22 protein-coding genes, 3 tRNA genes and 1 pseudogene are annotated in these 26,961 nt (G+C 44.3%); 9 read left to right on the top strand and 17 right to left on the bottom strand.

All coding sequences use genetic code 11. The features are described from left to right. Window positions 1–121: 121 nt before the first annotated feature. A complete protein-coding gene (gene mdoH, locus ACQKDS_RS14335; RefSeq protein WP_399672766.1) occupies window positions 122–2,683 on the bottom strand; it encodes a glucans biosynthesis glucosyltransferase MdoH in 2,562 nt (853 codons plus the stop codon). After that, window positions 2,676–4,244, bottom strand: a complete 1,569-nt coding sequence (locus ACQKDS_RS14330) for a glucan biosynthesis protein G (RefSeq protein ID WP_399672764.1) — start codon at window positions 4,242–4,244, stop codon at window positions 2,676–2,678. The genes mdoH and ACQKDS_RS14330 overlap by 8 nt, the downstream gene beginning before the upstream one ends. Before the next feature lie 258 nt (window positions 4,245–4,502). Here ACQKDS_RS14330 and mdoC point away from each other — a divergent pair, with 258 nt between their 5' ends. The 4 genes from mdoC (at window position 4,503) to ACQKDS_RS14310 (ending at window position 9,399) form a co-directional block, all read left to right on the top strand. Continuing rightward, window positions 4,503–5,636, top strand: coding sequence for a glucans biosynthesis protein MdoC (mdoC, locus tag ACQKDS_RS14325; protein ID WP_399672762.1), 1,134 nt, complete (start codon window positions 4,503–4,505; stop codon window positions 5,634–5,636). Window positions 5,637–5,840: 204 nt separating this feature from the next. After that, entirely contained in the window at window positions 5,841–6,857 is a 1,017-nt protein-coding gene (locus tag ACQKDS_RS14320) for an acyltransferase family protein (RefSeq protein WP_399672760.1), read from the top strand. Between the two features lie 300 nt (window positions 6,858–7,157). Next, on the top strand, window positions 7,158–7,382 hold the full coding sequence (locus ACQKDS_RS14315; protein WP_399672758.1) for a hypothetical protein: 225 nt from the start codon (window positions 7,158–7,160) through the stop codon (window positions 7,380–7,382). A 295-nt stretch (window positions 7,383–7,677) separates the two neighbouring features. Then, window positions 7,678–9,399, top strand: coding sequence for a potassium/proton antiporter (locus ACQKDS_RS14310; RefSeq protein ID WP_399672756.1), 1,722 nt, complete (start codon window positions 7,678–7,680; stop codon window positions 9,397–9,399). A 662-nt stretch (window positions 9,400–10,061) separates the two neighbouring features. Here the strand turns inward: ACQKDS_RS14310 and ACQKDS_RS14305 are convergent. The 5 genes from ACQKDS_RS14305 to ACQKDS_RS14285 all read right to left on the bottom strand — a co-directional run bounded on the left by ACQKDS_RS14305 (window position 10,062) and on the right by ACQKDS_RS14285 (window position 13,008). Next, a complete protein-coding gene (locus tag ACQKDS_RS14305; protein WP_399672754.1) occupies window positions 10,062–10,193 on the bottom strand; it encodes a hypothetical protein in 132 nt (43 codons plus the stop codon). Window positions 10,194–10,262: 69 nt separating this feature from the next. Then, the gene (locus ACQKDS_RS14300; RefSeq protein ID WP_399672752.1) at window positions 10,263–10,763 is read right to left on the bottom strand and encodes a YlaC family protein; all 501 of its coding nucleotides are present in this window, start codon (window positions 10,761–10,763) and stop codon (window positions 10,263–10,265) included. Between the two features lie 120 nt (window positions 10,764–10,883). Then, on the bottom strand, window positions 10,884–11,183 hold the full coding sequence (locus ACQKDS_RS14295; RefSeq protein WP_399672750.1) for a hypothetical protein: 300 nt from the start codon (window positions 11,181–11,183) through the stop codon (window positions 10,884–10,886). Between the two features lie 67 nt (window positions 11,184–11,250). Continuing rightward, entirely contained in the window at window positions 11,251–12,102 is an 852-nt protein-coding gene (gene cho, locus ACQKDS_RS14290) for an excinuclease Cho (protein WP_399672748.1), read from the bottom strand. Between the two features lie 297 nt (window positions 12,103–12,399). Further along, complete coding sequence (locus ACQKDS_RS14285) at window positions 12,400–13,008, bottom strand: hypothetical protein (RefSeq protein WP_399672746.1); 609 nt, start codon at window positions 13,006–13,008, stop codon at window positions 12,400–12,402. Window positions 13,009–13,359: 351 nt separating this feature from the next. Between ACQKDS_RS14285 and proP the strand changes: the two genes are divergently transcribed. Continuing rightward, window positions 13,360–14,883 (top strand): glycine betaine/L-proline transporter ProP, encoded by a 1,524-nt coding sequence (gene proP, locus ACQKDS_RS14280; protein WP_399672744.1) that lies wholly within the window; start codon window positions 13,360–13,362, stop codon window positions 14,881–14,883. A 350-nt stretch (window positions 14,884–15,233) separates the two neighbouring features. Continuing rightward, on the top strand, window positions 15,234–15,587 hold the full coding sequence (locus ACQKDS_RS14275; RefSeq protein ID WP_399672742.1) for a hypothetical protein: 354 nt from the start codon (window positions 15,234–15,236) through the stop codon (window positions 15,585–15,587). Between the two features lie 97 nt (window positions 15,588–15,684). Here the strand turns inward: ACQKDS_RS14275 and ACQKDS_RS14270 are convergent, their stop codons facing one another. Then, on the bottom strand, window positions 15,685–15,912 hold the full coding sequence (locus tag ACQKDS_RS14270) for a hypothetical protein (protein ID WP_399672740.1): 228 nt from the start codon (window positions 15,910–15,912) through the stop codon (window positions 15,685–15,687). Window positions 15,913–16,329: 417 nt separating this feature from the next. On the opposite strand from ACQKDS_RS14270, the gene ACQKDS_RS14265 reads away from it, so the two are divergent. Both ACQKDS_RS14265 and ACQKDS_RS14260 read left to right on the top strand, forming a co-directional pair. Further along, window positions 16,330–16,548: a hypothetical protein gene (locus ACQKDS_RS14265; RefSeq protein ID WP_399672738.1), complete on the top strand. Its 219-nt coding sequence runs from the start codon at window positions 16,330–16,332 to the stop codon at window positions 16,546–16,548. A gap of 157 nt (window positions 16,549–16,705) precedes the next feature. Then, the gene (locus tag ACQKDS_RS14260; RefSeq protein WP_399672736.1) at window positions 16,706–16,882 is read left to right on the top strand and encodes a YnfU family zinc-binding protein; all 177 of its coding nucleotides are present in this window, start codon (window positions 16,706–16,708) and stop codon (window positions 16,880–16,882) included. Between the two features lie 420 nt (window positions 16,883–17,302). Here the strand turns inward: ACQKDS_RS14260 and ACQKDS_RS14255 are convergent, their stop codons facing one another. The 9 genes and pseudogenes from ACQKDS_RS14255 to uvrY form a co-directional block, all read right to left on the bottom strand. Next, window positions 17,303–19,417, bottom strand: a complete 2,115-nt coding sequence (locus ACQKDS_RS14255) for a filamentous hemagglutinin N-terminal domain-containing protein (RefSeq protein WP_399672734.1) — start codon at window positions 19,415–19,417, stop codon at window positions 17,303–17,305. 661 nt (window positions 19,418–20,078) lie between these two features. Then, on the bottom strand, window positions 20,079–20,744 hold the full coding sequence (locus tag ACQKDS_RS14250; protein WP_399672732.1) for an alpha/beta hydrolase: 666 nt from the start codon (window positions 20,742–20,744) through the stop codon (window positions 20,079–20,081). Between the two features lie 454 nt (window positions 20,745–21,198). Further along, a pseudogene (locus ACQKDS_RS14245) lies at window positions 21,199–22,156 on the bottom strand (IS3 family transposase). Between the two features lie 374 nt (window positions 22,157–22,530). Beyond that, window positions 22,531–22,616: transfer RNA gene (locus ACQKDS_RS14240), tRNA-Leu, on the bottom strand. A gap of 9 nt (window positions 22,617–22,625) precedes the next feature. Further along, window positions 22,626–22,699 (bottom strand) — tRNA-Cys (locus ACQKDS_RS14235). 58 nt (window positions 22,700–22,757) lie between these two features. Beyond that, window positions 22,758–22,833 (bottom strand) — tRNA-Gly (locus ACQKDS_RS14230). A gap of 144 nt (window positions 22,834–22,977) precedes the next feature. Beyond that, a complete protein-coding gene (gene pgsA, locus ACQKDS_RS14225; RefSeq protein ID WP_399672730.1) occupies window positions 22,978–23,526 on the bottom strand; it encodes a CDP-diacylglycerol--glycerol-3-phosphate 3-phosphatidyltransferase in 549 nt (182 codons plus the stop codon). 58 nt (window positions 23,527–23,584) lie between these two features. Continuing rightward, window positions 23,585–25,417 (bottom strand): excinuclease ABC subunit UvrC, encoded by a 1,833-nt coding sequence (gene uvrC / locus ACQKDS_RS14220; protein WP_399672728.1) that lies wholly within the window; start codon window positions 25,415–25,417, stop codon window positions 23,585–23,587. Then, a complete protein-coding gene (gene uvrY / locus ACQKDS_RS14215; protein ID WP_399672726.1) occupies window positions 25,410–26,066 on the bottom strand; it encodes a UvrY/SirA/GacA family response regulator transcription factor in 657 nt (218 codons plus the stop codon). Before uvrY ends, uvrC begins: the two co-directional genes overlap by 8 nt. Window positions 26,067–26,667: 601 nt before the next feature. Between uvrY and ACQKDS_RS14210 the strand changes: the two genes are divergently transcribed. Beyond that, window positions 26,668–26,892, top strand: coding sequence for a DUF2594 family protein (locus ACQKDS_RS14210; protein WP_399672724.1), 225 nt, complete (start codon window positions 26,668–26,670; stop codon window positions 26,890–26,892). Window positions 26,893–26,961: the final 69 nt, after the last annotated feature.

Here is a 26,961-nt window from a genome sequence, read left to right as displayed (position 1 = left end):
TGACGATGACGCCGTTGTAGCGTAAGCCACCGACTCGCCTCGGTGCGTGTATCTCAGGTTCAAAGGCTATTTTGTTATCAACCTCAGACGCGCAATGCGTGTCTGAGGTTGATGACCTTACTTAGCGCTGACCTACAGGATGCGCCAACGCATTGTGCGGTAACTGCTGATAATACTGAAGCCAGTTTTCACCTTCAGGACACTGCCACACAGAGTGATGCAGACGTGCCAACGCGACCGGATCGCTCAGCAGTTCAAGACGCTGGGATTTCGTCAATCCTTCAGGCCCGGCTTGCAACGCTTCATTAACCCGCTCCGCCCTCACACGTTCAATGGCGGCACGCAGATGGTGACGTGCGGTCGCCATTGCCGTTGCCAACGCATTGAAAGACGGATTCACTACGGCATGCAAGAAACCATCACGCAACGCACGATCGCGGTTCAGTTGCAGATACGTTTCCGTCGCCACCAATTCACGCGGTGGTGAGTACTCTTCCGGGATGAGGAACAGCTTAGCGCGTTTACTTTTCAGCCCCAGCGTCGCTCGGCTAGACAAGACTGAAACGAACGGCGACAAAATCAATGAGAATACAATCGGCGACAGCCACCATAAAAATCGCAGATCCAGCCAAGCCATGCCACCTGCCCACACTAAACCGAGCAACATTTGTGAACCGTGGCGTTTAAAGGCCTCGCTCCATGGCGTATCGCCGTCATCACGCTGCGGTGAGTTCCACACCACCTCCCAGCCAAGAAATGCGCTAACGACGAATACCGTATGGAACAACATACGCACCGGCGCCAACAGTACGGAGAACAGCATTTCCATTAACATCGACACCAGCAAACGTAATGCGCCACCATACTCTTTCGCACCCTTCGCCCAAATCAACACGATGCTCAATAACTTAGGCAAAAACAGCAGCACTAACGTCGTGGAAAACAGCGCAATGGCTAACTCCGGCCGCCATTGCGGCCAAACGGGGAACAACTGACGCGGTTGCAGGAAGTATTGGGGTTCCATCAACGTATGTACAACCTGTAACGCCGTTGATAACGCCAGGAACATAAACCACAGCGGCGCTGACAAATAAGACATCACGCCGGTCAGGAATACCGCACGATGTACCGGGTGCATACCTTTGACCAGAAACAGACGGAAGTTCATCAGGTTACCGTGGCACCAACGGCGATCTCGCTTCAACTCATCGAGCAAGTTTGGCGGTAACTCTTCGTAACTACCCGGCAGGTCATAAGCAATCCATACCCCCCAGCCAGCACGGCGCATCAATGCTGCCTCAACGAAGTCATGCGATAGGATCGCCCCCGCAAACGAGCCCTCCCCTGGCAGCGGTGCCAAGGCACAATGCTCAATGAATGGCTTAACCCGGATAATCGCGTTGTGACCCCAGTAGTGAGACTCCCCCAACTGCCAAAAATGCAGGCCTGCGGTAAACAAAGGGCCATAAACACGGGTTGCAAACTGTTGAACGCGCGCGTACAGCGTATCCATACCCGATGCTTTCGGTGCCGACTGGATGATGCCCGCATTTGGATTCGCTTCCATCAAGCGTACCAAGCCGGTGAGACACTCGCCGCTCATCACACTATCGGCATCCAGAATCACCATATAGCTGTATTCACCGCCCCAACGACGGCAGAAGTCATCAATGTTGCCGCTTTTACGTTTTACGCGGCGGCGGCGGCGGCGATAGAAAATACGACCGTGGCCATCAACATCGCGACACAGTTCCATCCACGCTTTCTGCTCTGCTACGCAAATATCCGGATCGTAACTATCGCTCAGTACATAAATGTCAAAATGCGCTAACTGACCGGTCGCAGCCACTGACTCATAAGTGGCACGCAGACCGGCGAACACCCGCTCAACGTCTTCATTACAAATCGGCATGATCAGCGCGGTACGGTGCGCAGGGTTAATCGGCTCATCACCCTTGATAGTGGAGGATATACTGTATTTATCCTTACCAATCAGCAATTGCAGGAAACCCATCAGCGCCGTCCAGAACCCCGCCGATACCCAACAAAACAGAATCGCAAATAATATCAAGATGCCGGTTTGCAACACGTATGGCAGTAATTGCAATACCGACTGCATAACGTCTTGATCCAACATGCCGATAGGATCAATCAATGCCCATCCCTGATAAGGGAGAATGGTCTTCATATACCAGGTTGCAATACCGGTTTGCACGAGCATCAGCACCAACAATGCATAGCGGCGCATTGACCCCACAAGACGCCAGCGGTTTTCCGCCTCGGCATCTTCTTTATTGGCATGGCGGTTGTGCGGCCTGCGTCCAAGTAAAGAATCCCAGAAGCGTGCCACGGGGTTAGTCCGCCAGGCTTCAGGAAACATACTGGTACGTTTGATGGGCGGTATAGCTTTCAGAATCGTTCGGCCTTCCGCATCCGTATCAAACTCATCATCACTGACGGCATCCGGCCAAGCACTTTCAATACGATTTTTTACCGACGCCAGCGCCACGTCATCAGACGACAACGTTGTGACATTGGCATCATCAACGCCCATTTGGCGATGCAGTGCCTCTAGCGATGGCCGATCGCCAGTAGTCAGTTGTTGCTTAAGCGCCCCTGACCGCGCATCGGTCAGGGGCATTGCCTCAAGGTAACCTTGGGCAGATTGAGTAAATTTATTCATTGGCAGGTAGCTGATAGCTCCAGGTTTCCGACAGTGTCTTATCGCCATTGACCAGCGCGGCACGAATTTCTACCGGCTTTTTGTCGTCTTTCACTTTCAGTCGCAGCGTCAAACGCCAACCTTTGGTTACTGGATTATAGCGAACGCTATTTTCCACCATTTCACCGTTATCCCCCATACTCACCTGAGAGGCGATAGGCGTTTTCTCGTCTAACCCTTTTAGCACTGGGCCTTCAAATTCGACCAAGAAAGCCACACTACCATCGGGTTCACGGATCAAATTAGACTTCTTAACATCACCCGTTGAACGCATGGTCTGGCTTACGTAGGCAATATCTTGCGAGTGTAATTTATCCTCATCACGCGTGAAGTGTAGGCGATAGTTGAGCGACAGTGGCGTCTTCGCATCTGGCAACACATCAGGTGTCCAAAACGCCACGATGTTATCGTTAGTTTCATCCGCGGTCGGGATTTCTACCAGTTCAACTTTACCTTTCCCCCAATCGCCACGCGGTTCTACCCAAGCACTGGGACGCAGGTCATAACGATCGTCCAAGTCTTCATAATCTTTGAAGTTGCGGCCACGTTGCAACAAACCAAATCCTTTCGGATGCTCAACGGTGTAAGTGCTAACCGACAGATGCTTAGGATTGTTCAGCGGACGCCAGATCCATTCGCCGTTACCCGCATGAATCGACAGACCATTGGAATCATGCAACGCCGGGCGATAGTTTAATGTTGGCGACGGTTGGCTGGGACCGAACAGGAACATGCTGGTCAACGGCGCAATACCCAATTTGCCGACGTTGTCGCGCAAGAAAACTTTCGATTGCACATCAACCTTGGTATCACGACCTGGATACACCACAAAGCGATAGGCCCCCGTCGCGCGTGGAGAATCGAGCAGCGCGTAAATCACCAGATGTTTATCACCCGGTTTAGGACGTTCAATCCAAAACTCCCGAAAGCGTGGAAACTCTTCACCGGAAGGTAATGCGGTGTCGATAGCTAAACCGCGCGCAGACAGGCCGTAAACCTGGCCTTTGCCGACCACACGGAAGTAGCTGGCGCCCAGCATGCTCATAATTTCATCATCTTTATCCGCGTGGTTTACCGGGTACAATACTTTGAAACCGGCAAAGCCCAGATTTTTCACTGATTCAGGATCGTGTTTGACCGAACCGAAATTGAAATAATCTGCACTGTATTTAATCTGCTTAACGGTGCTGGCGGTCACCTCGTTGATCTTCACGGGCGTATCGAAGTACATCCCCTGATGGTAAAACTCAAGTTTGAAAGGGGTTTTCAACTTGTTCCAATAGGCTTTATCGTGATTGAACTGAATCTGTTGATAGTCCGCAAACTTCATATCACGGAATTGAGAAGGAAGGTTGCTCTTAGGGGCAGTAAAGCCCTTTCCTGCCAGCTCCTGCGCTTGCTTGGCCACATCATCAATAGAAAAAGCCCATACTTGCGAGGTAAACAGTGTGAACAACACGGTAGCACCCAACCAACGTCCACCCACGGCGCGTGGTTTTATGGATAAATTATTAATTTGCACATCCCCCCCTATTCGTGTGCTCAAATCATTCAAAATGCATATTAATTGATTATTCAGCATTCCGACAACATGATAAATGAATGGTTCATGCTTATGGCTCAGAGTTTAAGCAACCAACAAAACACCAGCGTACCAAGCCGGCAACCAAGACGCTATGGAAAGTTAATAATGGGTATAGTAGAGTTTTATCTGCAATTTAACCGATGCTAATAAAATAAGCAGGTTAATGACCTTCCATAAAAATAATTGCGGTAATCTATGACAAACGGTAACAATCAGCGCGAGTTTTTCCTTGATTCAATCCGAGCGTATTTAATGTTGCTCGGTATTCCTTTTCATCTTTCTCTGATTTACTCCAGTCATTCTTGGGCAGTCAACAGTGCCACACCGTCGTTCCCGTTGACGGTGTTGAACGACTTCATCCATGCCTTTCGCATGCAGGTGTTCTTCATCATTTCTGGCTACTTCTCCTTTATGCTCTATCAGCGATATGAGCGTCGTCGTTGGCTCAAGGTTCGCTTAGAGCGCGTTGCCATACCGCTGTTAAGCTCAATCCCTTTGATTACAATCCCGCAGTTTTTCCTACTGAAGTATTTCACCAATAAATTGACAAGTTGGGATGATTCATCTTTGTATCAAAAAATAAATATCGCGGTTTGGGAGCTAGTTTCACACCTGTGGTTTTTATTAACGCTGGCGCTTCTAACCAGCATATGTTTCTTTCTGTTCCGCAGAATCAAAGCGATAAAAACGCCTATTGCGCCCTACCCAATAAATAAAATGATAAATTTGAGAATTATCTTAATGTATTTTTTGTTTTATGCATTATTTTATTCTGCCCTCCATCGCCTTATTCTAATTTTTATACCTGAAATACTGTCCAATGCCATGTTTAACTTCGTGGTCATGGAAACACTTTTCTATTTCCCATTCTTCTTACTTGGGGCGTATGCCTTCAAGTACGCATGGCTAAAAGCGATTTTTATTAACCCCTCCCCTTGGGCGGTACTTGGCTCATTATTGCTGTTGATTGCCTATATGCTAAACCAAAAGCTTTTTGCCCACAGTCACTTTAACGTGATGTTTGAGGTGGAGATTTTGATTAAAGCGGTGATGGGCGTACTGATGACCAACGTGGTGTTCTCCTTCGGCCACCGGCTACTGAACCAACATTCACCACGTATCACTTATCTGGTTAATGCGTCATTGTTTATATATCTGGTACACCATCCACTCACGCTGCTATACGGCGCATTTGTTACGCCGCATATTGATAATAATCTGATCGGTTTTGCGCTTGGCATCCTATTTGTCTCAGGACTGGCGTTCGCCTTATATGAATTCCATAAGCGCGTGCCACTGCTACGTTTTCTGTTTTCAGGTAAACCATAACTAAATTTCTTTAGTTTGAAAATGCAGGATCTATCTTATTGTTAATAGCTTAATGTTTATAACCAAAACTAAATATAAAAATAGTCAAATAATAATGAGTAAGTTTTTCTTAAAATGAAAACTCTGCAATAAAGTTATATTGTAAATCTGCAACCCCCTGATATAATGAAAAATACAATATTTTCATCACAAACAGAGACAGACATGAGAGAAACATGGGTAGATCATGCGAAAGGAATCGGTATTATTCTTGTGGTTTTTGGCCACGTTAACCGTGGCTTATACAGTGCAGGTATCCACTTGTCATCGTCCACCTATCAATTAATTGATAGTGTGATTTATAGCTTTCACATGCCACTGTTCTTCTTCATTTCCGGGCTTTTTTTCGTTCAGTCATTGAACCGAAAAGGGAAAACTCGATTTATTATCAGTAAGATAGATACCATTGTGTATCCGTATATTGTTTGGTCATTTTTGCAAGGGACGGTAGAGGTCATACTCTCCCGCTATACGAATAATTCAACCAATTTTTCGGATATATTAATGTTGTTTACGCATCCGCGTGCACAATTCTGGTTCCTTTATGCTTTATTTATGATATTTGTCGTTGCAACACTCTTATATAGTAAAGAAAAATTTCACCTAGTACTTCCCGTTATGATAGTGATCTCAGCCGGGCTCTATATTTATCAAAATAGCCTAGGTCGTGTTGCAAATTTGAATTACATTACTCAGTTTATAGTTTTCTTCCTACTCGGTGCATTAACAGCTCGCTATGCTAGTGTGGTTACCAACATTAGTTGGGGGATAACCCTATGCTCACTGGTTTCTTTTGTATCGTTTGAATGGCTATTCCACCACTCTCTAAATCTTGATTATACCAAAACTGGTTTGTTATCTTTATTATTAGCACTCACATCAATTATTTTTATTGTCTGCCTATCCGTACGGTTAGCCAAGATCAAACTTAGCTGGCTACGTCGGTTAGGGGAACTCAGCATGGTTATTTATTTGATGCATATCCTTGCAGGCAGTGGCCTACGTATCATTTTAAGCAAAGGATTACACATAAATAACTGGTCAATTCATATCATAATGGGCACATTGTTCGGTTTGATTGCACCAGTAGTTGTTTATTATATAATTCAGCGATTAAACCTCCATTTCTTATTGGAAAGGCCGCGTAATATTTTGCCTAGTAAAAATATTAAAACATTATAACTCAAAGTACTTAGGGGCGGTATTCGCCCCTCCCGCCGAATACCCCCGCAGCCGTTATAATTGAATTTTACGCTTGGTCTATCTCGTCATAAAAACACATTGCTCTCTCCGCTGCGCAAAATGACTGCAATCTTATACTGGAGCCTATTGCAGCAAATTGTTATAACAACAGTGCATAAGTAGAAATCCACATCCTGCCTTACGGTAGTGATTGGGCTCAATGAACCCTGAGGGATGCCGTCACCCCATACGTGATACGGTAGCTGTATCTCCCTTCCGTCACGACAGAGAGGATTTTTAATGAGTGATAAAGACATCTCAATGCAAGAATCGGTACCAACCAATACCACCCTACTGAAAATTCTGGGTAGATTACTTTCAGCGTTGGATGCTTCCATCAGCGGTAAAGATCGCAGCATCTTAGTACATGATCTTGCTAATTTTAATCTTGATGGCGTTTCAGAAGGCGAGCGCAAACTCGCCTCAGAATTGATCCGGCGAGCACTGCAGTCTCTCGACCATTAGAGCGCACTCTGCCCAATAACCATTAAGCCTCATCAGAGGTTTAATGGTTATTCTCCTGATTCGTGATATCAATGAATAATTCGTTTTCTTCTCAACCACCAAACTGCTGATCTATCAGTATAAAATCTCAAACAGCGATGTTTTTAACGCTCTTCTCTCGAGTTTATCGAAACAGTGCCGATAAAAACCAAGTCATCCCCAAATCAGCCTTAGCGTTTTACCCAAAAAACAGGCTATCATTAGGGGCCGACGCGTAATCGCGCACCACGTCAACCCGCCAAAGGAGAAGATTATTTTGGATGCCAGCACGATCAATAACTTGTTTATCATCGGCGCCGTGTTGGTAGGGGCCAGTATCCTCCTTAGTTCTTTCTCATCGCGTCTGGGCATTCCTATTCTAGTCATATTCTTGGCGATCGGCATGCTGGCCGGCGTTGATGGTATTGGCGGTATCCCCTTCGATAATTATCCTGTTGCCTATCTGGTCAGCAACCTGGCTCTGGCGGTGATCCTGCTTGACGGCGGTATGCGCACCCGCGTCAGCTCTTTCCGTGTTGCGTTATGGCCTGCGTTATCATTGGCAACGGTCGGCGTAGTGATAACTGCGGGTTTAACCGGTTTAGCGGCAGCTTGGCTGTTTAATATCGATTTACTACAAGGTTTGCTAATCGGTGCCATCATCGGTTCGACCGATGCCGCCGCCGTGTTCTCGTTATTAGGCGGTAAAGGGCTGAATGAACGTGTCGGCGCGACATTGGAGATCGAGTCAGGCAGTAACGATCCCATGGCGGTATTCCTGACGATTACGCTGATTGCCATGATCTCCGCCGGTGAAACCACGCTCAGTTGGAGCTTCTTGCTACATGTATTGCAGCAATTCGGCTTAGGCATTGCTTTTGGCCTCGGTGGCGGCTGGCTACTGCTGGCACAGATTAACCGCATTAAATTGCCCGAAGGCCTCTATCCCTTGCTGGCGGTAAGCGGCGGCATCCTTATTTTTGCGCTGACGACGGCACTTAATGGCAGTGGTATTCTGGCCGTATACCTGTGCGGATTAGTCCTTGGCAACCGACCGATTCGCAACCGTCATGGCATAGTACAAACCTTCGATGGTTTGGCTTGGTTGAGCCAAATTGCCATGTTCCTGGTACTTGGTTTATTGCTGACACCCAGCAATCTGTTGCCGATCGCCCTTCCCGCGCTGATGCTATCGTTGTGGATGATTTTATTTGCCCGCCCGATTTCGGTCTTTATCGGTTTGTTACCGTTTCGCAACTTTACGCTACGCGAACGCGTATTTATTTCCTGGGTTGGCCTACGCGGTGCGGTGCCGGTCATTCTTGCCGTATTTCCGATGATGGCAGGATTACCCAACGCCCATCTGTTCTTTAATGTGGCATTTTTCGTCGTATTGGTTTCCTTACTGTTACAGGGTACCACGCTCTCTTTTGCAGCCAAGAAAGCCAAGGTTGTGGTGCCGCCTGCCTTGTCGCCTATCTCTCGTGTTGGGCTGGATATTCATCCTGAAAATCAATGGGAGCAGTTTGTTTACCAGTTAACCGCGGAAAATTGGTGCGTTGGCGCAGCGTTACGCGAACTTAAAATGCCGCCGGGAACACGCATCGCAGCCGTGTTCCGAGGCAAAGAACTGTTACACCCTAGCGGCAGCACGCGTCTTCGAGAGCAAGATATTCTGTGCGTTATTGGTCATGAGCATGACTTGCCCGCGTTAGGCAAACTGTTTAGTCAAGCACCAGCGATAACACTAGACGAACGTTTCTTCGGCGATTTCATTCTGCAATCGGATGCAAAATTGAGCGATATTTCGCAAATTTACGGACTAAACCTACAAGATGGGATAGACGAACAGCAAACCTTGGGCCAGTTTGTTATCCAGATGATAGGGGGTGAAGCGGTAGTGGGTGACCATGTCGAGTGGGATGGTCTAACCTGGACAATTGCTGAAATGGAAGGTAATCAGGTCAGTAAAATCGGCGTAAAGATCGGTGAAGATTAATTCATTCTGGCGGATGAGATTTTTGTCCGCCTAATTCATCCTGAGCAATAGTTAGCACCATAGCTAAGACCTTACCCGGTAGTCGCTTTCTGTACTCGTAACGCAGCCTGGCGCGTCCGCGCCATTTTCTATCTCAGCAACTTCCTTTATACACGCACATAAGATCCAATCGTTTGGAACTTATAGACTTAAGAAAACTCTTAATATTGGCTGTGCAATTCAGAGAAGGTTACGGCATGGTTAAATTCTCACTCAAAGTATAAAACTCAGTAACCCGCTGATTAAAAATAGAGAAAAGCCTCAGTAATGAGAGACATGTCAGTCTTGATCAGGGAATTGCCGATTTGGTTCATAAATTTTTTTGGATGACGTAACGTGACAGAACGCGAACAAGAGAAAGACCTGTTGGGAAAGATTCTAATCACCGTTTCGGTACTTTTTTTGTGTATCGTAGCCGGATTTTTAATCTGGGGATTCTTATTGGAGTAATTGTCAATCTCACCAGCGGCATTAGTAGTTTGGGATTGGCGATTGGCGGGATAGGCAAATCAAATGCACCGTGAGTGATTATAACGGCTCACGGTGCTAAAAATATTGCTGGAGATTCGATACGTTATCAGCGGTCTAAAAACCGTTTTACCGGTGCTTTAGCGGCAAAAAAATTAGATTTTGCATCCTTCGCAGTCAGCTTCATCTTCAAGGATTTCTGGAACTTCAATCGCTTTTTCGGCCGCTTTTTGTTCAGCTACGGCCAATTCAGCATCAATGTCAAAATCAAAAATGTCATCACTCATTGTTACTTCCTTACTCTTTAATGACGTCAAAAGTAGAGTATAATTGACATTCTTGTCGTCGCAAACCTTTCAATGAGTCGCAACTAACGCCGGGGTATCCTGCAGTTTTTTACTGTAAGCCAAGTCATATACATCATAAAAATCCAGTTCACCTTTGCTGGCAAGAATTTGCTGCAAACGTGTCTTCAACCGATGACTAATGGCCGGTTCAGCAAACAGCTCTGCAACCGCTGTTGACGAAAGTGCACGCGTAAAGAACCATTCACCGTTGTAACAAACTCGCAGGTCAAGTACGCCGATATCTTCGAATCGATAAGTCGGTTTGATTTCAATAAGCAACATGGCGAACATGAACAACACAAAAGCGGTAAAACCAATAAATGACCACGTCCCCATATAAGGTACCGGATACATGACCGCGATGACTGCAAAATAGCCCGCAAACATAGCAAAACAGAGATAGCGGTGATTGCGGGCAAACTCGCTATTGAAACGTGGTTTGCCGTCACGCCGTTCTTGCTGGTTAATTTGCTCGATCTCTTTCACCAGGATGTTTTTAATCGCGTCCATCTTTGCAACCTTAACGTGGGAAGATAATTTCTATCAATAATCGTCCCTCAAACTAGCACAAGTACAGTTGAGTCAGGTAGAACAATTCAGCAATAAAAAACCACAAACTGTTATAGTTATTTAACGCGATTGCGACATCTTACCCTGAGCAAACATAAACATACGCTGTGCAACATCATCTGCCTGCTTAATTCTGTTCTGCTGGTTACTATTACCACGGTGAATAGCACGCGCATAGGCGATCTCATGCGCTTGCTCGATCATCGTGATAACCGAGTCACGTAAAGATTCATCCAGATTACCCAATAGGGTAGTAATGATGGCTTGGTAAGCATTAGACTCTGCTGTCAGAACCTTCTCGCGCGCTTCCAGCACAGCAACACGTTGCATTAACGCCTGTAGTTGGCTTGATTCAGACATATCGACCTCCGGTTGCCATGCAATAAGTCTGGCTTACTACAGTCTAGCAAAGAATCGATTCAACCGACTATTCATCCATCTCTATCATCGGATACTCGCCACTCAACAGAGGACGGCATAAAACCTTATAACTATCACTATCAAAATGGCTGGCGGTACGCTGTAAACATTCTGCCTGATCCAACGAACTCACCGTGCCCAGATAAAACCAGTTATGGATAATATGATATTGTTGAAAACGCTCACGTTGTTCAAATAAAGCCACCCGCCCGCGATATGGCCAACAGTTAATCTGCAACCTTTCCAATGCACGAACCAGACGCAGAGTATGCGCCTCAAGGCTTTCCTCACCACAACAGACACCGTGACATTTACGCAAACTATAACGAAAGCAGGCTTTGCCACTCGGTAAAGTTTCAATGCCTAACGTGCCGTAACATAAGCGATGTTCATCCGCGATAGCACGCAATTTTTCTAACGCAGTGGTGCGATTAGCGAACAAACCATATAGCGCAGGCGTGGTCGCAAAATCAATATCTTTAGCATAAACAATATCAAGCCGCTGAGCGTGTAAATACAACGAGCATAATTGACGAGAGCGGCGTAACCGTTTGTTAAACAAGGGCTGAAGCTTCTTTATCATCTGCGCTTCAATTAGCAATGCCCCTAGTTCACCCGCTGTTTCAATGAAGCTAATGCGCTGGGTTTGCCGTAAGAGCTTTCCCTCATCTTTGCAACGAAAATGGGCCATCACACGGCTGCGGATATTCACACTCTTACCAATGTACAACGGCATTCGATCACCGTTGCCATGAAACACATAAACGCCTGGTGCTTTTGGTAAAATTGCCAGGTAGTCGCGTAGGTGTTCGGGATATTGATAGATATTAACGCCGGGCTCTGGTTGGTGAGACATCATATTACAGAAAAATCCAAATTCGCTATCAACCTATTTCTATGCCCAGTATAAATTCAAACCATCAGGCTGCCTATTTATTTTTCATTTTCATGAAATATAATCCCAGCTAATAATATCAATGTAAGTCAGGAAATTCTGCAGCTTAATTATCAACATCAACAACGCGTTTATTATATTAGCAATAACTTTAGAAGATTAAATGAATGCCCTGTTTTATAGCGTCATTGCGCAACACATATCACACAGGCGAACATAACTATGAAGCCTCGTCACGCATTAGCATCACAAGGCTCATTTTCATGATTGCTTATTGCGGCTCAAATAGCTACAGGTAGCAAAAAAGCAGAGAGCGTAACCAAGGATTTCGCATCCCTCTTCCACCATGTTCTTTACCACTCGATCATACCTATCTAGCATTAGGTCCTGCCACAGTTGGTGCATGCCAAAAAGACGCGAGAAAACCAAAATACAGAGCAACCCCGCACACATCATACCGTAACTAGAGTGGGTAAAAAAATGTGCTAAACCATCAACGGTTGCCTTCGGTTGACGAATGGCATACCACACACAGACCACGGTGGTGAACAATGCCAACCATACCCAGGCACCATGATGTAAATAATCAAAAACAAAATCCAACTCACGTATCAACATGCATAAAAAGAAACCACCAATCAATACCCTAGAGTGTCTATATAATGGGTGCCGCTTCGCAGAGATGAAGAAACTGAAAACAATAATTGCCAGCAAAATCTCCTGAGCGAACTCGGTCAACGACATCTCATGAACAAAATTATGTAACCAATGAACATCAATCATCAACAGCCCCATCAACAGAGCCAGAACCACAGAGTAGAGTGCGAAAAGAGATAATTTCTTAATAATTAGACGTAGTTGAACCCACATAATGACATCCGTTACTATAATCATGCTTTATATAATAACGTTGAGATGATGAATTTACCTTGGCAATTCATGCGCTTGTTGATTATTCCCCCTCCTGTAACCTCATCAAAACAGCGGTAAGCCAATCTCGAAGATTTGATCGTCGTCACATATAACGTTAAGATATAGATACAAAAAATTAGTCACGTTAATGACATAAAACGGCAATATTAACGCCGGGCGTGAAAAAACGTGCCGCTGAATGACAGTTTTTTCAGTGCGCTAATATTAGCGGTAATGATATCTGGGCAAATCTTCGTGAAACAAGAAATGACAAAGCCACGATAGACCAATGTATTAAGGGATGACGCTATGAAGCTAAGAAAAAAACGCAATAAGCCATTGCATATTAATGACATAACTATTATTGATGACAGTAAACTCAAAAAAGCCATTACCGCAGCCGCTTTAGGTAATGCAATGGAGTGGTTCGATTTTGGTGTTTACGGTTTTGTCGCCTACGCGCTTGGACAAGTATTCTTTCCTGGCGCATCCCCCGGCGTACAAATGATTGCCGCACTGGCGACGTTCTCAGTGCCTTTCCTAGTTCGTCCACTGGGAGGGATATTCTTTGGTGCTATGGGTGATAAATTCGGTAGACAGAAGGTGCTTTCTGTCACCATCATTATTATGGCGATCAGTACATTTTGTATTGGACTGATACCGTCTTATGCATCAATTGGTATCTGGGCACCTATCCTACTGCTGCTCGCTAAACTAGCACAGGGCTTTTCAGTCGGCGGTGAATATTCTGGGGCTGCGATTTTCGTTGCTGAATACTCGCCAGACCGGAAACGCGGTTTTATGGGCAGTTGGCTAGATTTTGGCTCCATCGCTGGTTTCGTACTCGGTGCTGGCGTGGTGGTGCTAATCTCAAGCACTATTGGTGAAGCCAACTTCCTTGATTGGGGCTGGCGTATTCCTTTCTTCTTGGCCGCCCCGCTTGGTATTATCGGCCTATATTTGCGCCATGCGCTGGAAGAAACCCCGGCATTTCAGCAACACGTCGATAAGATGGAAAAAAACGATCGCGATGCTATTCAAAATCCACCGCGTTCTACCTTCAAACAAATTGCAGCCAATCACTGGCGCAGCCTATTAGTCTGTGTAGGTTTGGTGATTGCCACCAATGTGACCTATTACATGCTGCTAACCTATATGCCAAGTTATCTGTCGCATAACCTGCATTATTCAGAAAGTCACGGCGTGCTGATCATCATTGCCATCATGCTGGGTATGTTATTTGTGCAACCCGTGATTGGCTTAACCAGTGACCGAATTGGTCGTAAACCCTTTGTCATAGGTGGCAGTATCGGCTTGTTGGTACTCGCTATACCGTGTTTCTTTTTGATAAACAGCAACGTTATTGGCCTCATTTTCGTTGGCCTGCTGATTCTGGCCGTATTACTAAACTCCTTTACCGGCGTGATGGCATCCATCTTACCAGCAATGTTCCCGACTCACATACGCTACAGCGCACTGGCTATCTCCTTCAATATCTCGGTATTAGTCGCTGGTGCAACGCCAACTATTGCCGCTTGGCTGGTTGAATCTAGCGGCAACTTGTACATGCCAGCCTATTATCTGATGGTGGTTGCAGTCATTGGTTTGGTCACCGGTCTTTACATGAAGGAAACGGCAAATAAACCACTACGTGGTGCGACACCGGCTGCATCCGACCGCTCTGAAGCTAAAGAGTTACTGCAGGAAACCTACGATAATATTGAACTAAAGGTGGAAAATATCAGTGACGAAATCACTGATTTGGAAGAACAAATCAAGACACTAGAGAAGAAAAAGCAAGTGTTGATCGATCAGCATCCAAAACTGGATTAATCTGCTTAAAGGCCCCCTTTCCTATCTAGAGATGGGGGGCTTAATTTTTAACCCTATATTTACAATGAGTTACAATCAATACAAAAAGAAGTGAATAGTCAAATTAAAACCATCTCACATTGTAGATCAAAAGCTTAACCTCAATTGATGCCTTAAGGTTTCAATCACATCCTCGTACACTGACGGTTAAGATTCGCTGTCATACGCCCTACCCATCAATTAAATATTTCTTATATAAAATTGCCAATTTCATTGACAGATTTTTAATTTCTGAACTATACATGTTGAACCGGCCAAAACCGGTTCAAGAGCAAACATGAATGTGTGATCCCCTTAACTCTGGAGGTTCTATGGCTTTAAACTTAGGTAGCTTAACCGGTTTATTAAGCGGTTTAACCGGAATTGTCAGCGGTGTCGTTGGTACCGTTGTAGGAGTAGTTGGCACCGTTAGCGGTGTCATCGGCGGGATAGCCGATACTGTTACTGGCATCGCAGAGGGTATCTTAGACAAGATTGGTGACACCGCAGGAGATATTACCGATACGGTCGGCGGTGTCACCGATGGAGTGACTTCCGGTAATTTGAGCACAGATGGCCTGATCGCTGCACTGGATAATACTACACATGTAGCACAAGACAGTTCTGCTCAAATCGCTGTTGAAATCAGCGGTGTTGTTAATACCGTTGCCGATACCATTGCCTAAAGACGCTTCTAAGTATCAAACATTAATTTAGCCGTCTACAGGATGATGGCGGCTACATCCGTCATTGCTAGCTTTATTTTCTCTATCATAGGACTGACTAACGGGCATGTAAGCCTATAGTTTCCAGTGCAGCCCGGTAATATTTTTGCTGATGCTCTGGCTGTCGTTCAATTTCAGAGACTAAATACTTAAAAATATTGTCTTTATTAATTGCTCTCTGTGCCATAAGTAAATGAATAATACTTTCACCAAAAATCGCGCTTAATTTATCACGATAAAGGTGCGCATTCTCTTGTGGCAACCCATACAGAGTATAATCTATCATCGTTACCCAATTCCCCTAAAATCAGTCATCGTAAAGCATGCTGTAATATATTTCATATTATGCTAACAAAGATAACGAGATTTAACTCACAATAGGAGAACAATAAGATTTTTCCCGAAAATGAGCAAGCACGTCCTACGTAACTGCTCGGGTTTAGGATTTTTCGCAATACACAATTATTTTAGGGTTACTCAATAATTGTAATTAGATTTAACAAAATCTCGCCATTCTGCAAAAAATTGCGTCATTATTTAACCGCCCTCTTTTTAGAGCTTTATTTTCATCATAAATGGGATAAATATCACGTTTTTAAGGGAAGCTATAGCTTACGGCTTGCGTCATAGCCCCCATAAAGCTAGTTTGCTAAAGCCGACTTGGTCAGCTACTACCTTTAACATTATGAAATAAAAGGTTATTATGACAATTACAGTTAAAAGCAAGAAAGAAGCTAAAGTTGCCATCTCGACAGGGAAAGTAAAGAGAATCAAACTGGATTATCCGGTCAGCGCCGATGATATTTCCGAGCTTACGACAATTTGCCAAGATAAAGGAGCGCGTATTTTTAAGGATAATGATTTTTTTATCATTTCCATTAGCGCTCCGAGCATACCTAAAGTAGCCAGTTTCCCTTCCTGAACATCGACTTAACGCCTGACGCCTAGCAAAGGGCGTCAATTTAATGATCAAATGACAGTACAAACTCAGAAACCAATCTCTGCGTAAAAAGAAAGACCGCACAATATATCACCAATAAGCGTATACTAAATCCCCACACATCTACCCGGTTAAAGATATGACTATCTTGAGTGCCTTCAAGATGTTTCGACATTCATCCATTGACGTTACCTGTCCAGAATGCTCACGCGTATCGGCTCAAGAGCGCCTAAAACTGATGAAGAACATGACGATGATTTGCCCGAATTGTGGGCATTACTTCCGCAAAAACGAAACTCCGTCTCATAGTGGGTAATTTTATCGAACATAAATGGTGCAAACGCCCTGTTGATGCAAATACACATCACCATGCTGAATTTTTGCATCACTTTTTTTATTAAACTTTCGTCTCAAAAACCTTACAATAACTAAGATTTATAACCGATTTCCCTGGTGTTGTTGTATGTTGCCCCTCTTATGAGGGGCTTTTTTTTCTCCACTATTCGTAGAAACAAATTTTCACATCGAGTGAGAAATATCTTTTTTATAGGAATAGTCTGGTAAGAGCCACTTCTCTTTGTTAATGGTGCTTGCAGAGCAATAACCCTCTCTCTAATACACATTCGATGAATAGCAACTTAACGAATGAACCAACACCTACAACCGTAAGTGTTGGTTTATTGGTAACGTATTAGTTTAATCGTATAAATTAAAATATTTTAGAGCTGTACTACTATTAATTTTTACTAAGACTTACAGGACCATTAATATATCCAAAATTGATATATGAACTAGGCATTCCCAACTCTAAATTTATTCCAGCTGGGCTATTCACGCTCCCACCACGATTGTTTTGGAAGCGTGTACTATTAACGGTTGTCACACCATTCTGTGAGTTAATGCTTCCATTGTTTATAACATAACCGGTACTGGAAATATAAACTCCTTCATTACCACTCAACTTACCAAAGTTCTGATAGTTGCTCGACAAAATTAAACTTGCCTTACCTTCTGCAGTAATTTCGCCATACATATTATTCAAAGACTTAGTGGTAACTACGGTATCTTTTATTGAGTTTATTTTTCCTTTATCATTAGATAGAGTAATAGAGTTAATGGTCACATTACCTTCAGCTTGAATCGTACCATTCCTATTATCAGTACCGGTAGAATTGCTGACAACATCACCTTTTGATGCAATAAGACCATTGCTATTGAATAGAGATCCTGAGGATAGTATTGTACCTCCCTTACCACTGAACAAGCCCGCACCGACTGGATTATTTAATGTCCCAGCATTAGTTATCACACCATTGCCGGTATTAATATCTAAATGATTCGCGGCCATTATCGTGCCGCCAACGTTATTTACTCTAAACCCGTCAATATAAATATCATTTTGACTACGGATAACCCCAAGATCATTTGCCAATGAGTTTAGTTTGGTATTAATATTTATATTATCAAGGGCTTGAATTACTCCATTTCTATTTTCAATACCATTAACATTTAAATTTATTTCACAACAGGCTTCAATAATACCGTTCGTATTATCTAAGGCATATCCTGGTGCATTCATACTTCCCTGAGCATCTATATCAACCCCACCGAGACTTGTTGTAATAATACCATCTCTATTGCTAACACCAGCAGTTTTAATTTTCACTCCATTAACTGAGCTAATAACACCATTAGAGTTACGAAGTGTTACTCCATAGCCATTGGAGTAAGGTTTTTGACTTATATCAATAAACCCTTTACTTTCAATTTTACCATGATTGTTATCGAAAATCGTACCAACTACGTTTATATCATTGCCACTAGAAATTAAAGCCGCATTAACTAACGAGCCATTACCAACGTCAATATTTACATTTTTTCCGGATGTAATAACACCACTATCTAAATTGGAAACCATATGATTTTTTTTACTATTAACATTGTTACCCTGCTCAAAGTTAACATCTACATTACCTTTTGCAGAGATGATTCCTTTGTTTTGCAAATACCCACCGGATAGTAGGCTAATATCACCCACTGAAGTATTAATAGTCCCTGAATTCCGAACACCAACACCATTATCTGTACTCACCAACGTAATTTTATTGGCGTACATACCTCCGAGTTTAGCAACATCAATACTCACTAAAGGTTTACTTCCCAACTGAGGCAGTGCATCAATCTGAGTATTATCTTTATTTACCCTATTGCTGCCTGCCGTGACTTTTAGATCTTTAGCCCGTATATCAGCATGAATCTGAACAGCCTGAGAGATAATATCCGTATAGTCAGCATTCGACGCATTCAGGCCATTCCCCTCAATGACGATCGTTCCCTTATTAACGGTGTAACCCAGTAACGAACCATTAGCAATTTGCGCCTTACCTGTGGTCAAGGTAGCACGATCGGTGTTGATAAACCCGCAACCACTGCAAGTAATACCTGATGGGTTAGCGACAATAACCTGAGCTTTATCACCTGCAACTTCTATCATTCCGTTCAACTGGCTAGCCTTGTTGGAGTTAACCTCGTTAAGGATGATAGATGCCGTACCACCGGCCAGATTTGCATTACCTGCAATATTCCCTGCCAGTTGTGTAGCACTCCCTGCATTACTGTTATTAAGGACGACACCACCTTTGTCTACATCAAATTGCGTATAGATATTGTGAGAGACCCCGCCTTGCCCTGGCGCATTGATATTAATCACTGTGCTGCCATTAGCGCCCGCACTGACTGAAGGCCCACCTGCCGGAGTAATTGCTGCATGAGCTACGGCCCCCCAAGAAACTAAGCTAAAAAAGCAGATGGGAGACAGTTTTGCAACGAGCTGTGTTTTTGTTTTTATCATTATAAAGCATTCCTTTTCTTTATGTCATTCAGGCAGACATAACCCATACTTATATAAGTATGGGTGTCGTCAGGCTGATATAGAGTTGTTGTTTTTAATAAGACGCCTTGGTAAAGGCGAATTAATCATAGCACCAAGATTAATCGAGCGTAAATAAAACAAAAATAAACAGGATCATTCTTGGTTGAAATCGAGAAATTCCAATTAACCAAGAATAATTTTATATAGGAGTAATTCAATACACCAGGGATATTTATCCGGACATTTTAATTAGGAAATTAATAAATTAAGTGATAATTAGCACATTAACCTCACGCTTCATCGACTACAACGCCGGCTAAAAATCCTACAAACCCATTGCCACACTTAATTTTGTAAGTATGGAAATAAATAACTATATCAAAGCATTACCAGTTCATAACTGTAACTTTCGCTATTTAATTAACGAGCATCATGCCTGCGGCCCCGTCATGTATGCAGCCCCAATACCTAGCCCAAAAAACTTTGCTCGTTTCTCTGAACATTACAACATCTTTTGAGCTGCACCTCGGACAATAATGAATCTCGAGTACTATTCTTACATGCGCCCTACGTGAAACCTAAAGATACAATGTGCGCATATAGTTACAATACCGGCATTGTCGACACCATTACCGACACGCTAGAGCCCATCATTTAGGGGATTTTGCGCGGCAATAATGTTAGCGATCTTCGCGTAATCTTTAATAACCCCCGGATGGCGGCGTCCGGGAAGAAAGACAAAATCACAACGTTGTTCATTCGCTATCAGTCGCATCGCGAGATTTCTTGTCCGTAACTTCGCCTTAGCATTTATCCTTTCAACTCGTGATTTCTCAGTATTACTACTGAGAGGATGTAGTGTTTCTTCATACTCCCCGATTAGAAGCGTTAACTTGTTGATGCGTTCGTCAAGCATCAACTCACCTTCAGGGATCAAATCACCGTTACCCCACCAAATTGATGGGCTTGCCGCCACATAATTTTGGAAAGCATCGGGATGATTGAGAGCAGTAAAGAGTACAAAGTGCCCGCCATGCGAATGGCCAGCTAACGTTTGCCGGCTTACGTCTATAGGATAGTGCGACTCAACCCAAGGACGGACACACGTAACAATAAAGTCATAGAAATCTTCCGCTCCGCCGCCGTTTGCAAACTCTTCATCTGCTGAATAGATCGTAAGATCTTTAGTTCTGGATTGCTTTATATCTACACCATCCTGATAACCGACGCCAATATAGATCACCTGTGCGCCATCATTCTCGTTGTTATTCTTAACCATTATGTCAAATTGTGAATTAGCATCCATAATATATACAGGCTGGAAATGTCCAAACGTATTTTTTTATGGGAGATAAACACCCTATATCTTTGACTGTTGAAATTAAAATCTTTTGTCACTGTCTTCGTTACATTACTCATCTCATACCTCATAGTTTTCAAAAAATTATCTAAGCATCAATGTATTTTTAATGGCCTGACAAGATCTGTTATGAATTTGCCAATTGCACATGAGTCACTATCAGTCTCTATAGTGTTACAACAATTGTAGAAGTATTGTGAGGAGAGGATACCGTTTTATGATGTGCTATATAAGAAACATCCCAGCAACAATACGATAACACCTATCAAACTCAATCAGTAAATAACATTATTGATTGTGGGTTATGGCATGCGATTGAGTCGAAGTGATCCAGAAAGATAAGAGCCGACCGATCCATTATCAGAAATTTACGCCGCTATCGTTTATAAAAAGACCCGCTCTAGTTCCACGCACTTTTTGAGCTCCCGGCCTGATATTGTTGTTGGCGGTATTCCTCCAGTGCCATATTATTCAGCGATTCGTGCGGGCGTTCACAGTTATATTCTGACAACCATTACTCTGTGATTTCACGCACTTCATTCAGTGTCCGGAACAGATAAAAATCGAGTACTTCTGTATGATATGTCCGGTTAAAACGTTCAATGAAAGCATTCTGCGTTGGTTTCCCCGGCTTAATAAACTCCAGTTTTACTGCATGCTTTTCTGCCCATTCAGCCAGTGTCAGAGAGATAAACTCCGGGTCATTATCCATGCGAAGCATTATCGAATAGCCACGGTTTGCCGCGATCCTATCGAGGAGACGACCCACTCGCTGGCGGGTAGGTTCAGGTCTATTGCAATAGATAAGGCCTCTCGATTAATGTCATCAACGACATTGAACGTGCGAAAACGACGAGCGCAAATCAAGACGTCATGCATGAAAACGTTTCTGGCGTAGCCAACGCTGATGGATTGCGCACCGGCAGGCATTATTTACCTTTGCAGCGAAAATTCAGCTTAAGCAGGCAGTAAACACGGTGGATCCTTTCATGATTCCACGCGTATCTCTGCCGTCGCAGAACCTGAAACAACGTTGGAAAACCATAGCGTGGATACCGTTCGGCCGCAGCCTGCAACGCGACAATAACGGGTTCGTCACGCGTGCTGTCTGGGCGATAATGGTAAACGGTTCTGTTCAGATTCAGACTCCGGCAGGCCTGACAGACACTCAGTCCAAATGTCGTTATCACATATGCCCCCCGCTCACGCTTAAAGGCTGGTTTCAGAACTTTTTCGATAACGTATTTCAGTGCCCGGTTCTCAAGGCTGATGTCGGAAACATCCTTAACAGTTCGTCCGGCCTCAACGGACTTAATTATGGCGATAATCTGATGCTCAGTAAAACGGGCTTTGCGCATAGCGATCTCCTTCGTTGGCAGATTGAGTATGCCGGAAGATCTCTAAATGTGAATGGCTCGATTATGCGGGATACTTACAACACTACAACGTTTCAGAACATGTTTGTATAGCAAAATAAGGGGAAAGTATTGTGCTTTTGAAAGTACATCTTGCGATAAAACGACGATGCCAGAACACAGTATTATTTTGTAAACCGCACGTCCGCCGTAGTAACTGTTCATATCAGGATATGATTAATCAGTTGTTTTATCACTGACAGTGCATGGAAAAAATTTGGGGTGTAGAACAAGGAGAGAAGGTATAAAACAAAAACCGCCTTTCGGCGGCTATAACGTTACTACATACTGCTTTGATTATTCTAAAATTTATTCCCTGGTACCCGGGGCGGGACTTGAACCCGCACAGCCATAAGCCGAGGGATTTTAAATCCCTTGTGTCTACCGATTTCACCACCCGGGCTCGGGAATTTGGAGGCGCGTTCCGGAGTCGAACCGGACTAGACGGATTTGCAATCCGCTACATAACCGCTTTGTTAACGCGCCGTAATACTATTTACTTTTTCAAGCTACAAGGTTCGTAAAGTACCAACCTTGTTTAATTTGGAGCGGGAAACGAGGCTCGAACTCGCGACCTCAACCTTGGCAAGGTTGCGCTCTACCAACTGAGCTATTCCCGCATCATCAGAACTTGCTGATTTTTTTGCTAACTTTCTGCAAACCATCGCTGCCTTCCGATGCGATGCATTCTACTTACCTGACGTGATGAGTCAATAAAATTGTTGCCTCATCACGTTTGTTTGACGATTTTTGCAGCGTATTGATCACGGTTCCAGCAAATCATCACGCGCTGCGTTTAAATATTGGAACATTGACCAAAAAGTCAACACGGCAGCAATGTACAACAAACCTATCGCCGCATACTCAACATTATGATCGGGGCGCCATAACAGACCAACGAGCGACATCATCTGAGCCGTGGTTTTCACCTTACCGATCCAAGAAACTGCCACGCTGCTGCGCTTGCCAATCTCAGCCATCCATTCACGTAATGAAGAGATGATAATCTCGCGAGCAATCATCGTCGCTGCAGGTAGCGTGATCCACCATGAATGGTAATGTTCCGCGACCAACACCAGCGCCATAGCAACCATCACTTTATCAGCAACAGGATCGAGGAATGCGCCAAAACGCGTCGTTTGCTTCAAGCGCCTGGCTAAAAATCCATCAAACCAGTCGGTTGCTGCCGCAAACACAAATATTATGGCGCAAACCATCGGGGCCCAAGTGAACGGCAAATAAAACGCCAGAACAAAGAATGGGATCAGAACTACACGAAACAGGGTAATCCACGTCGGTATATTCAATTGCATAATGCTACGGTAACTATCTGGCTTGAGTGGAAATAATGAGTATGTTGCTACATTGCCCTCAGTGTTTCAATGCATTGTGGATCTTTTCTGCCAATGCTTGTGAAATACCCGGCACTTTTGCAATTTCCTCAACGCTGGCATTCAATAATGGTTGAAGTCCCCCCATATACTTCAACAACATCTGACGCCGTTTAGGTCCAACACCGTCAATAGACTCTAATGCACTGGTATTCTTGACTTTCGCACGTTTTTGACGATGGCCGGTAATCGCATGATTATGGGAATCATCACGGATGTGCTGAATAACATGCAGTGCCGGGGAATCTGGCGGGAGGGAAATGCCCTCACCTTCTGGCACGAAAAACAACGTTTCCAACCCGGCCTTGCGGTCACTTCCTTTAGCAATACCGATTAATAGCGGCTTGCTTTTATCCCAAGGTACATCTAACTCAGTAAACACATCAATGGCCATGCCCAACTGCCCTTTACCGCCATCAATAAAAATCACGTCTGGGATTTTTTTCTCCTCTAACGCTTTGCCGTAACGGCGACGTAATACTTGCGCCATTGCCGCATAGTCATCACCCGGCGTAATGCCGGTAATGTTATAACGGCGATACTCTGCGCGTACCGGGCCATTTTCATCAAACACGACACAAGAAGCGATAGTTTGTTCACCCATAGTATGGCTGATATCGAAACATTCCATACGGTTAATCTCAGCCAACTTGAGCGTCTTCGCCAACTCAGCCAACCGCTGATGAATGGTTGATTGTTGTGCTAACTTGGTGACGAGCGCAGTATGCGCGTTGGTTCGCGCCAATTTGAGGTAGCGTGCTCTATCGCCGCGCGGTTTGCTCTGAATAGAAATTTTACGCCCTGCCAATTCCGACAGTGACTCAGCCAGCAACGCTTTTTCAGGTAAGGTGAAGTCAAGCAAAATCTCTCCGGGCAAGGTTCGTGCTTGGCTGCCTTGTAGATAGAACTGGCCAACAAACGTCTGTACCACTTCACCGATCTCGGTACCGCCTGGGATTTTAGGGAAATAACTACGGCTACCCAACACCTTACCCTGGCGGATGAACAAGACATGCAAACAAGCCAACCCAGACTGGAACGATACACCGATAACATCGAGATCGTCGCTATTACCAGAAACAAATTGGCGCTCAGTTACCCGACGCACCGCCTGAATTTGATCGCGCACCCGCGCTGCTTCCTCAAAGTTCAGCACCTTGCTGGCCTTTTCCATACGCTCGATTAACTGGTGTAACACTTGCTGATCTTTACCTGCAAGGAACAGGCGAACGTAATTAACCTGTTGTTGATACTCCTCTTCGCTCACCAAGCCACCGACACAAGGGCCCAAGCATCGGCCTATTTGATATTGCAAGCAAGGCCGCGAACGGTTGCGGTATACGCTATTTTCACATTGGCGAATTGGGAACAGCTTTTGTAACAACGCCAACGTCTCGCGCACGGCATAAGAGTTGGGGAATGGCCCAAAATATTCCCCTTTAGCGTGCTTGGCGCCACGATGGATTGTCAATCGCGGATGCGTATCAGCACTGAGGAAAATCAGAGGGTAAGATTTATCATCACGTAACAGAACATTATATCGTGGTTGATATAATTTTATGTAATTATGTTCTAATAAGAGCGCTTCTGTTTCGGTATGTGTAACAGTTACGTCTATTTGTTCAATATTCTTTACCAGCGTTTCGGTTTTACGGCTGCCAACCTGCGCACGAAAATAACTGGCAAGACGTTTTTTCAGATCCTTAGCTTTTCCAACATAGATAACCGTGCCAGTGGCGTCATACATACGATAAACGCCAGGCTGGCTGGTTACGGTTTTAAGGAATGCTTTGTCATCAAAACGCTTACTCACCGCTTAACAAGGTCTCCGCATTAAACAAACCGTGTCGGATCGCTAAGTGAGTCAACTCCACATCGCCGCTGATGTTCAATTTGCTGAACATCCGGTAGCGGTAGCTGTTCACCGTTTTAGGACTAAGATTTAATTGTTCGGATATCTCATTGACCTTTTTCCCTGTGGTAATCATCAACATGATCTGCAACTCACGTTCAGAAAGACAACTGAACGGCGTTTCTGTCTGTGGTTCCAGTTGGCTAAGCGCCATCTGTTGAGCAATGTCCGAAGCAATATAACGCTGGCCAGAATGTACTGAACGAATGGCGTTCACCACTTCCTGCGGTGCCGCCCCTTTACTCAAGTAGCCAGCCGCACCAGCCTGCATCACCTTCGCAGGCAATGGATTTTCAGTATGAATGGTCAACATGATAACCTTAATGTCAGGCGCGTAACGCACAATCTTACGAGTGGCTTCCAGCCCTCCAATACCCGGCATATTCATGTCCATCAGTACGATATCAACCGAGTTGCCACGGCACCATTTAACGGCATCCTCACCGCACTGAGCCTCTCCGACAACTTTTATGCCTTTGATATCTTCAAGAATGCGTCGTATCCCTGCGCGCACCAGTTCGTGGTCATCAACAAGAAGAACGCTAATCAAGGAAAAATCTCCAAAAAAAGGGGGAGTAACGCAACCAGCCTCTATTATCTAGATAGATATTACTTGGTTTTCATCAAATAATGAATACAGATTAATACGTACCTTCGATCAACGTTGCGAAATAGGCCTATTTTTTCATATTTTTATCACCGCTAACACAACTTCCCCTTCTCATTAGCGATGAAATACTGCGTTCATTTACACTAACATCTAAGCATTCGCTAATCATACCGCTAGCGCACTAAAAGATGCCATTTTCATTGATAAATATGCTGAAAACAACCTCAATAACGTGGGTTCTAAATACTTATTAACCATTTAGGAATATCCGTGCACATTATTCCTCCGCTGTAGGTACATATCTATTCATTAGGCTCTATCGACCAATCGAGATAATTTCCGTCATTGATAGTCAAGCACGGACCCATGTACTAAACCAATAGCCAAACAACAATCCAAACGGTGCGGGTTGGGACAAAATGCTATGCTATACTCCGCCGCCAACTTAACGGTGCCGGCATACGCTAAAGTGAATTAAGTCACTTTTGATTTGCATATAACTGCAATTTATACGGCTACGACCTCAAAATCAGGAGATAAAATGAGCAACGTTGATTTCACTACGTCTGCAGATCCAGAAACACTGGCTACGGAAGTCGCCTGCCTGAAAGCTACGCTAACGCTGATCTTGAAATCCATCGGCCAAGCTGATGCGGGAAAAGTCATCATTAATCTGGAGCGTTTCATCGCTCAAATTGAAGACCCTACCCAAGCTGAAGTATTCAAGAACAGCTTGCTTCAGATCAAACACGCTTATCGTCAATAACGAGCGATGGCGTCAATACGCCCCGTATATCATTACGGGGCTGTAGTGTGTTCTGGATGACAAGCAAAA

It is taken from the genome of Serratia sp. NPDC078593 (genome assembly GCF_050268245.1).
Taxonomy (GTDB): Bacteria; Pseudomonadota; Gammaproteobacteria; order Enterobacterales; family Enterobacteriaceae; genus JBNNGK01.
This window is presented reverse-complemented; position numbering and strand designations above follow the sequence as displayed.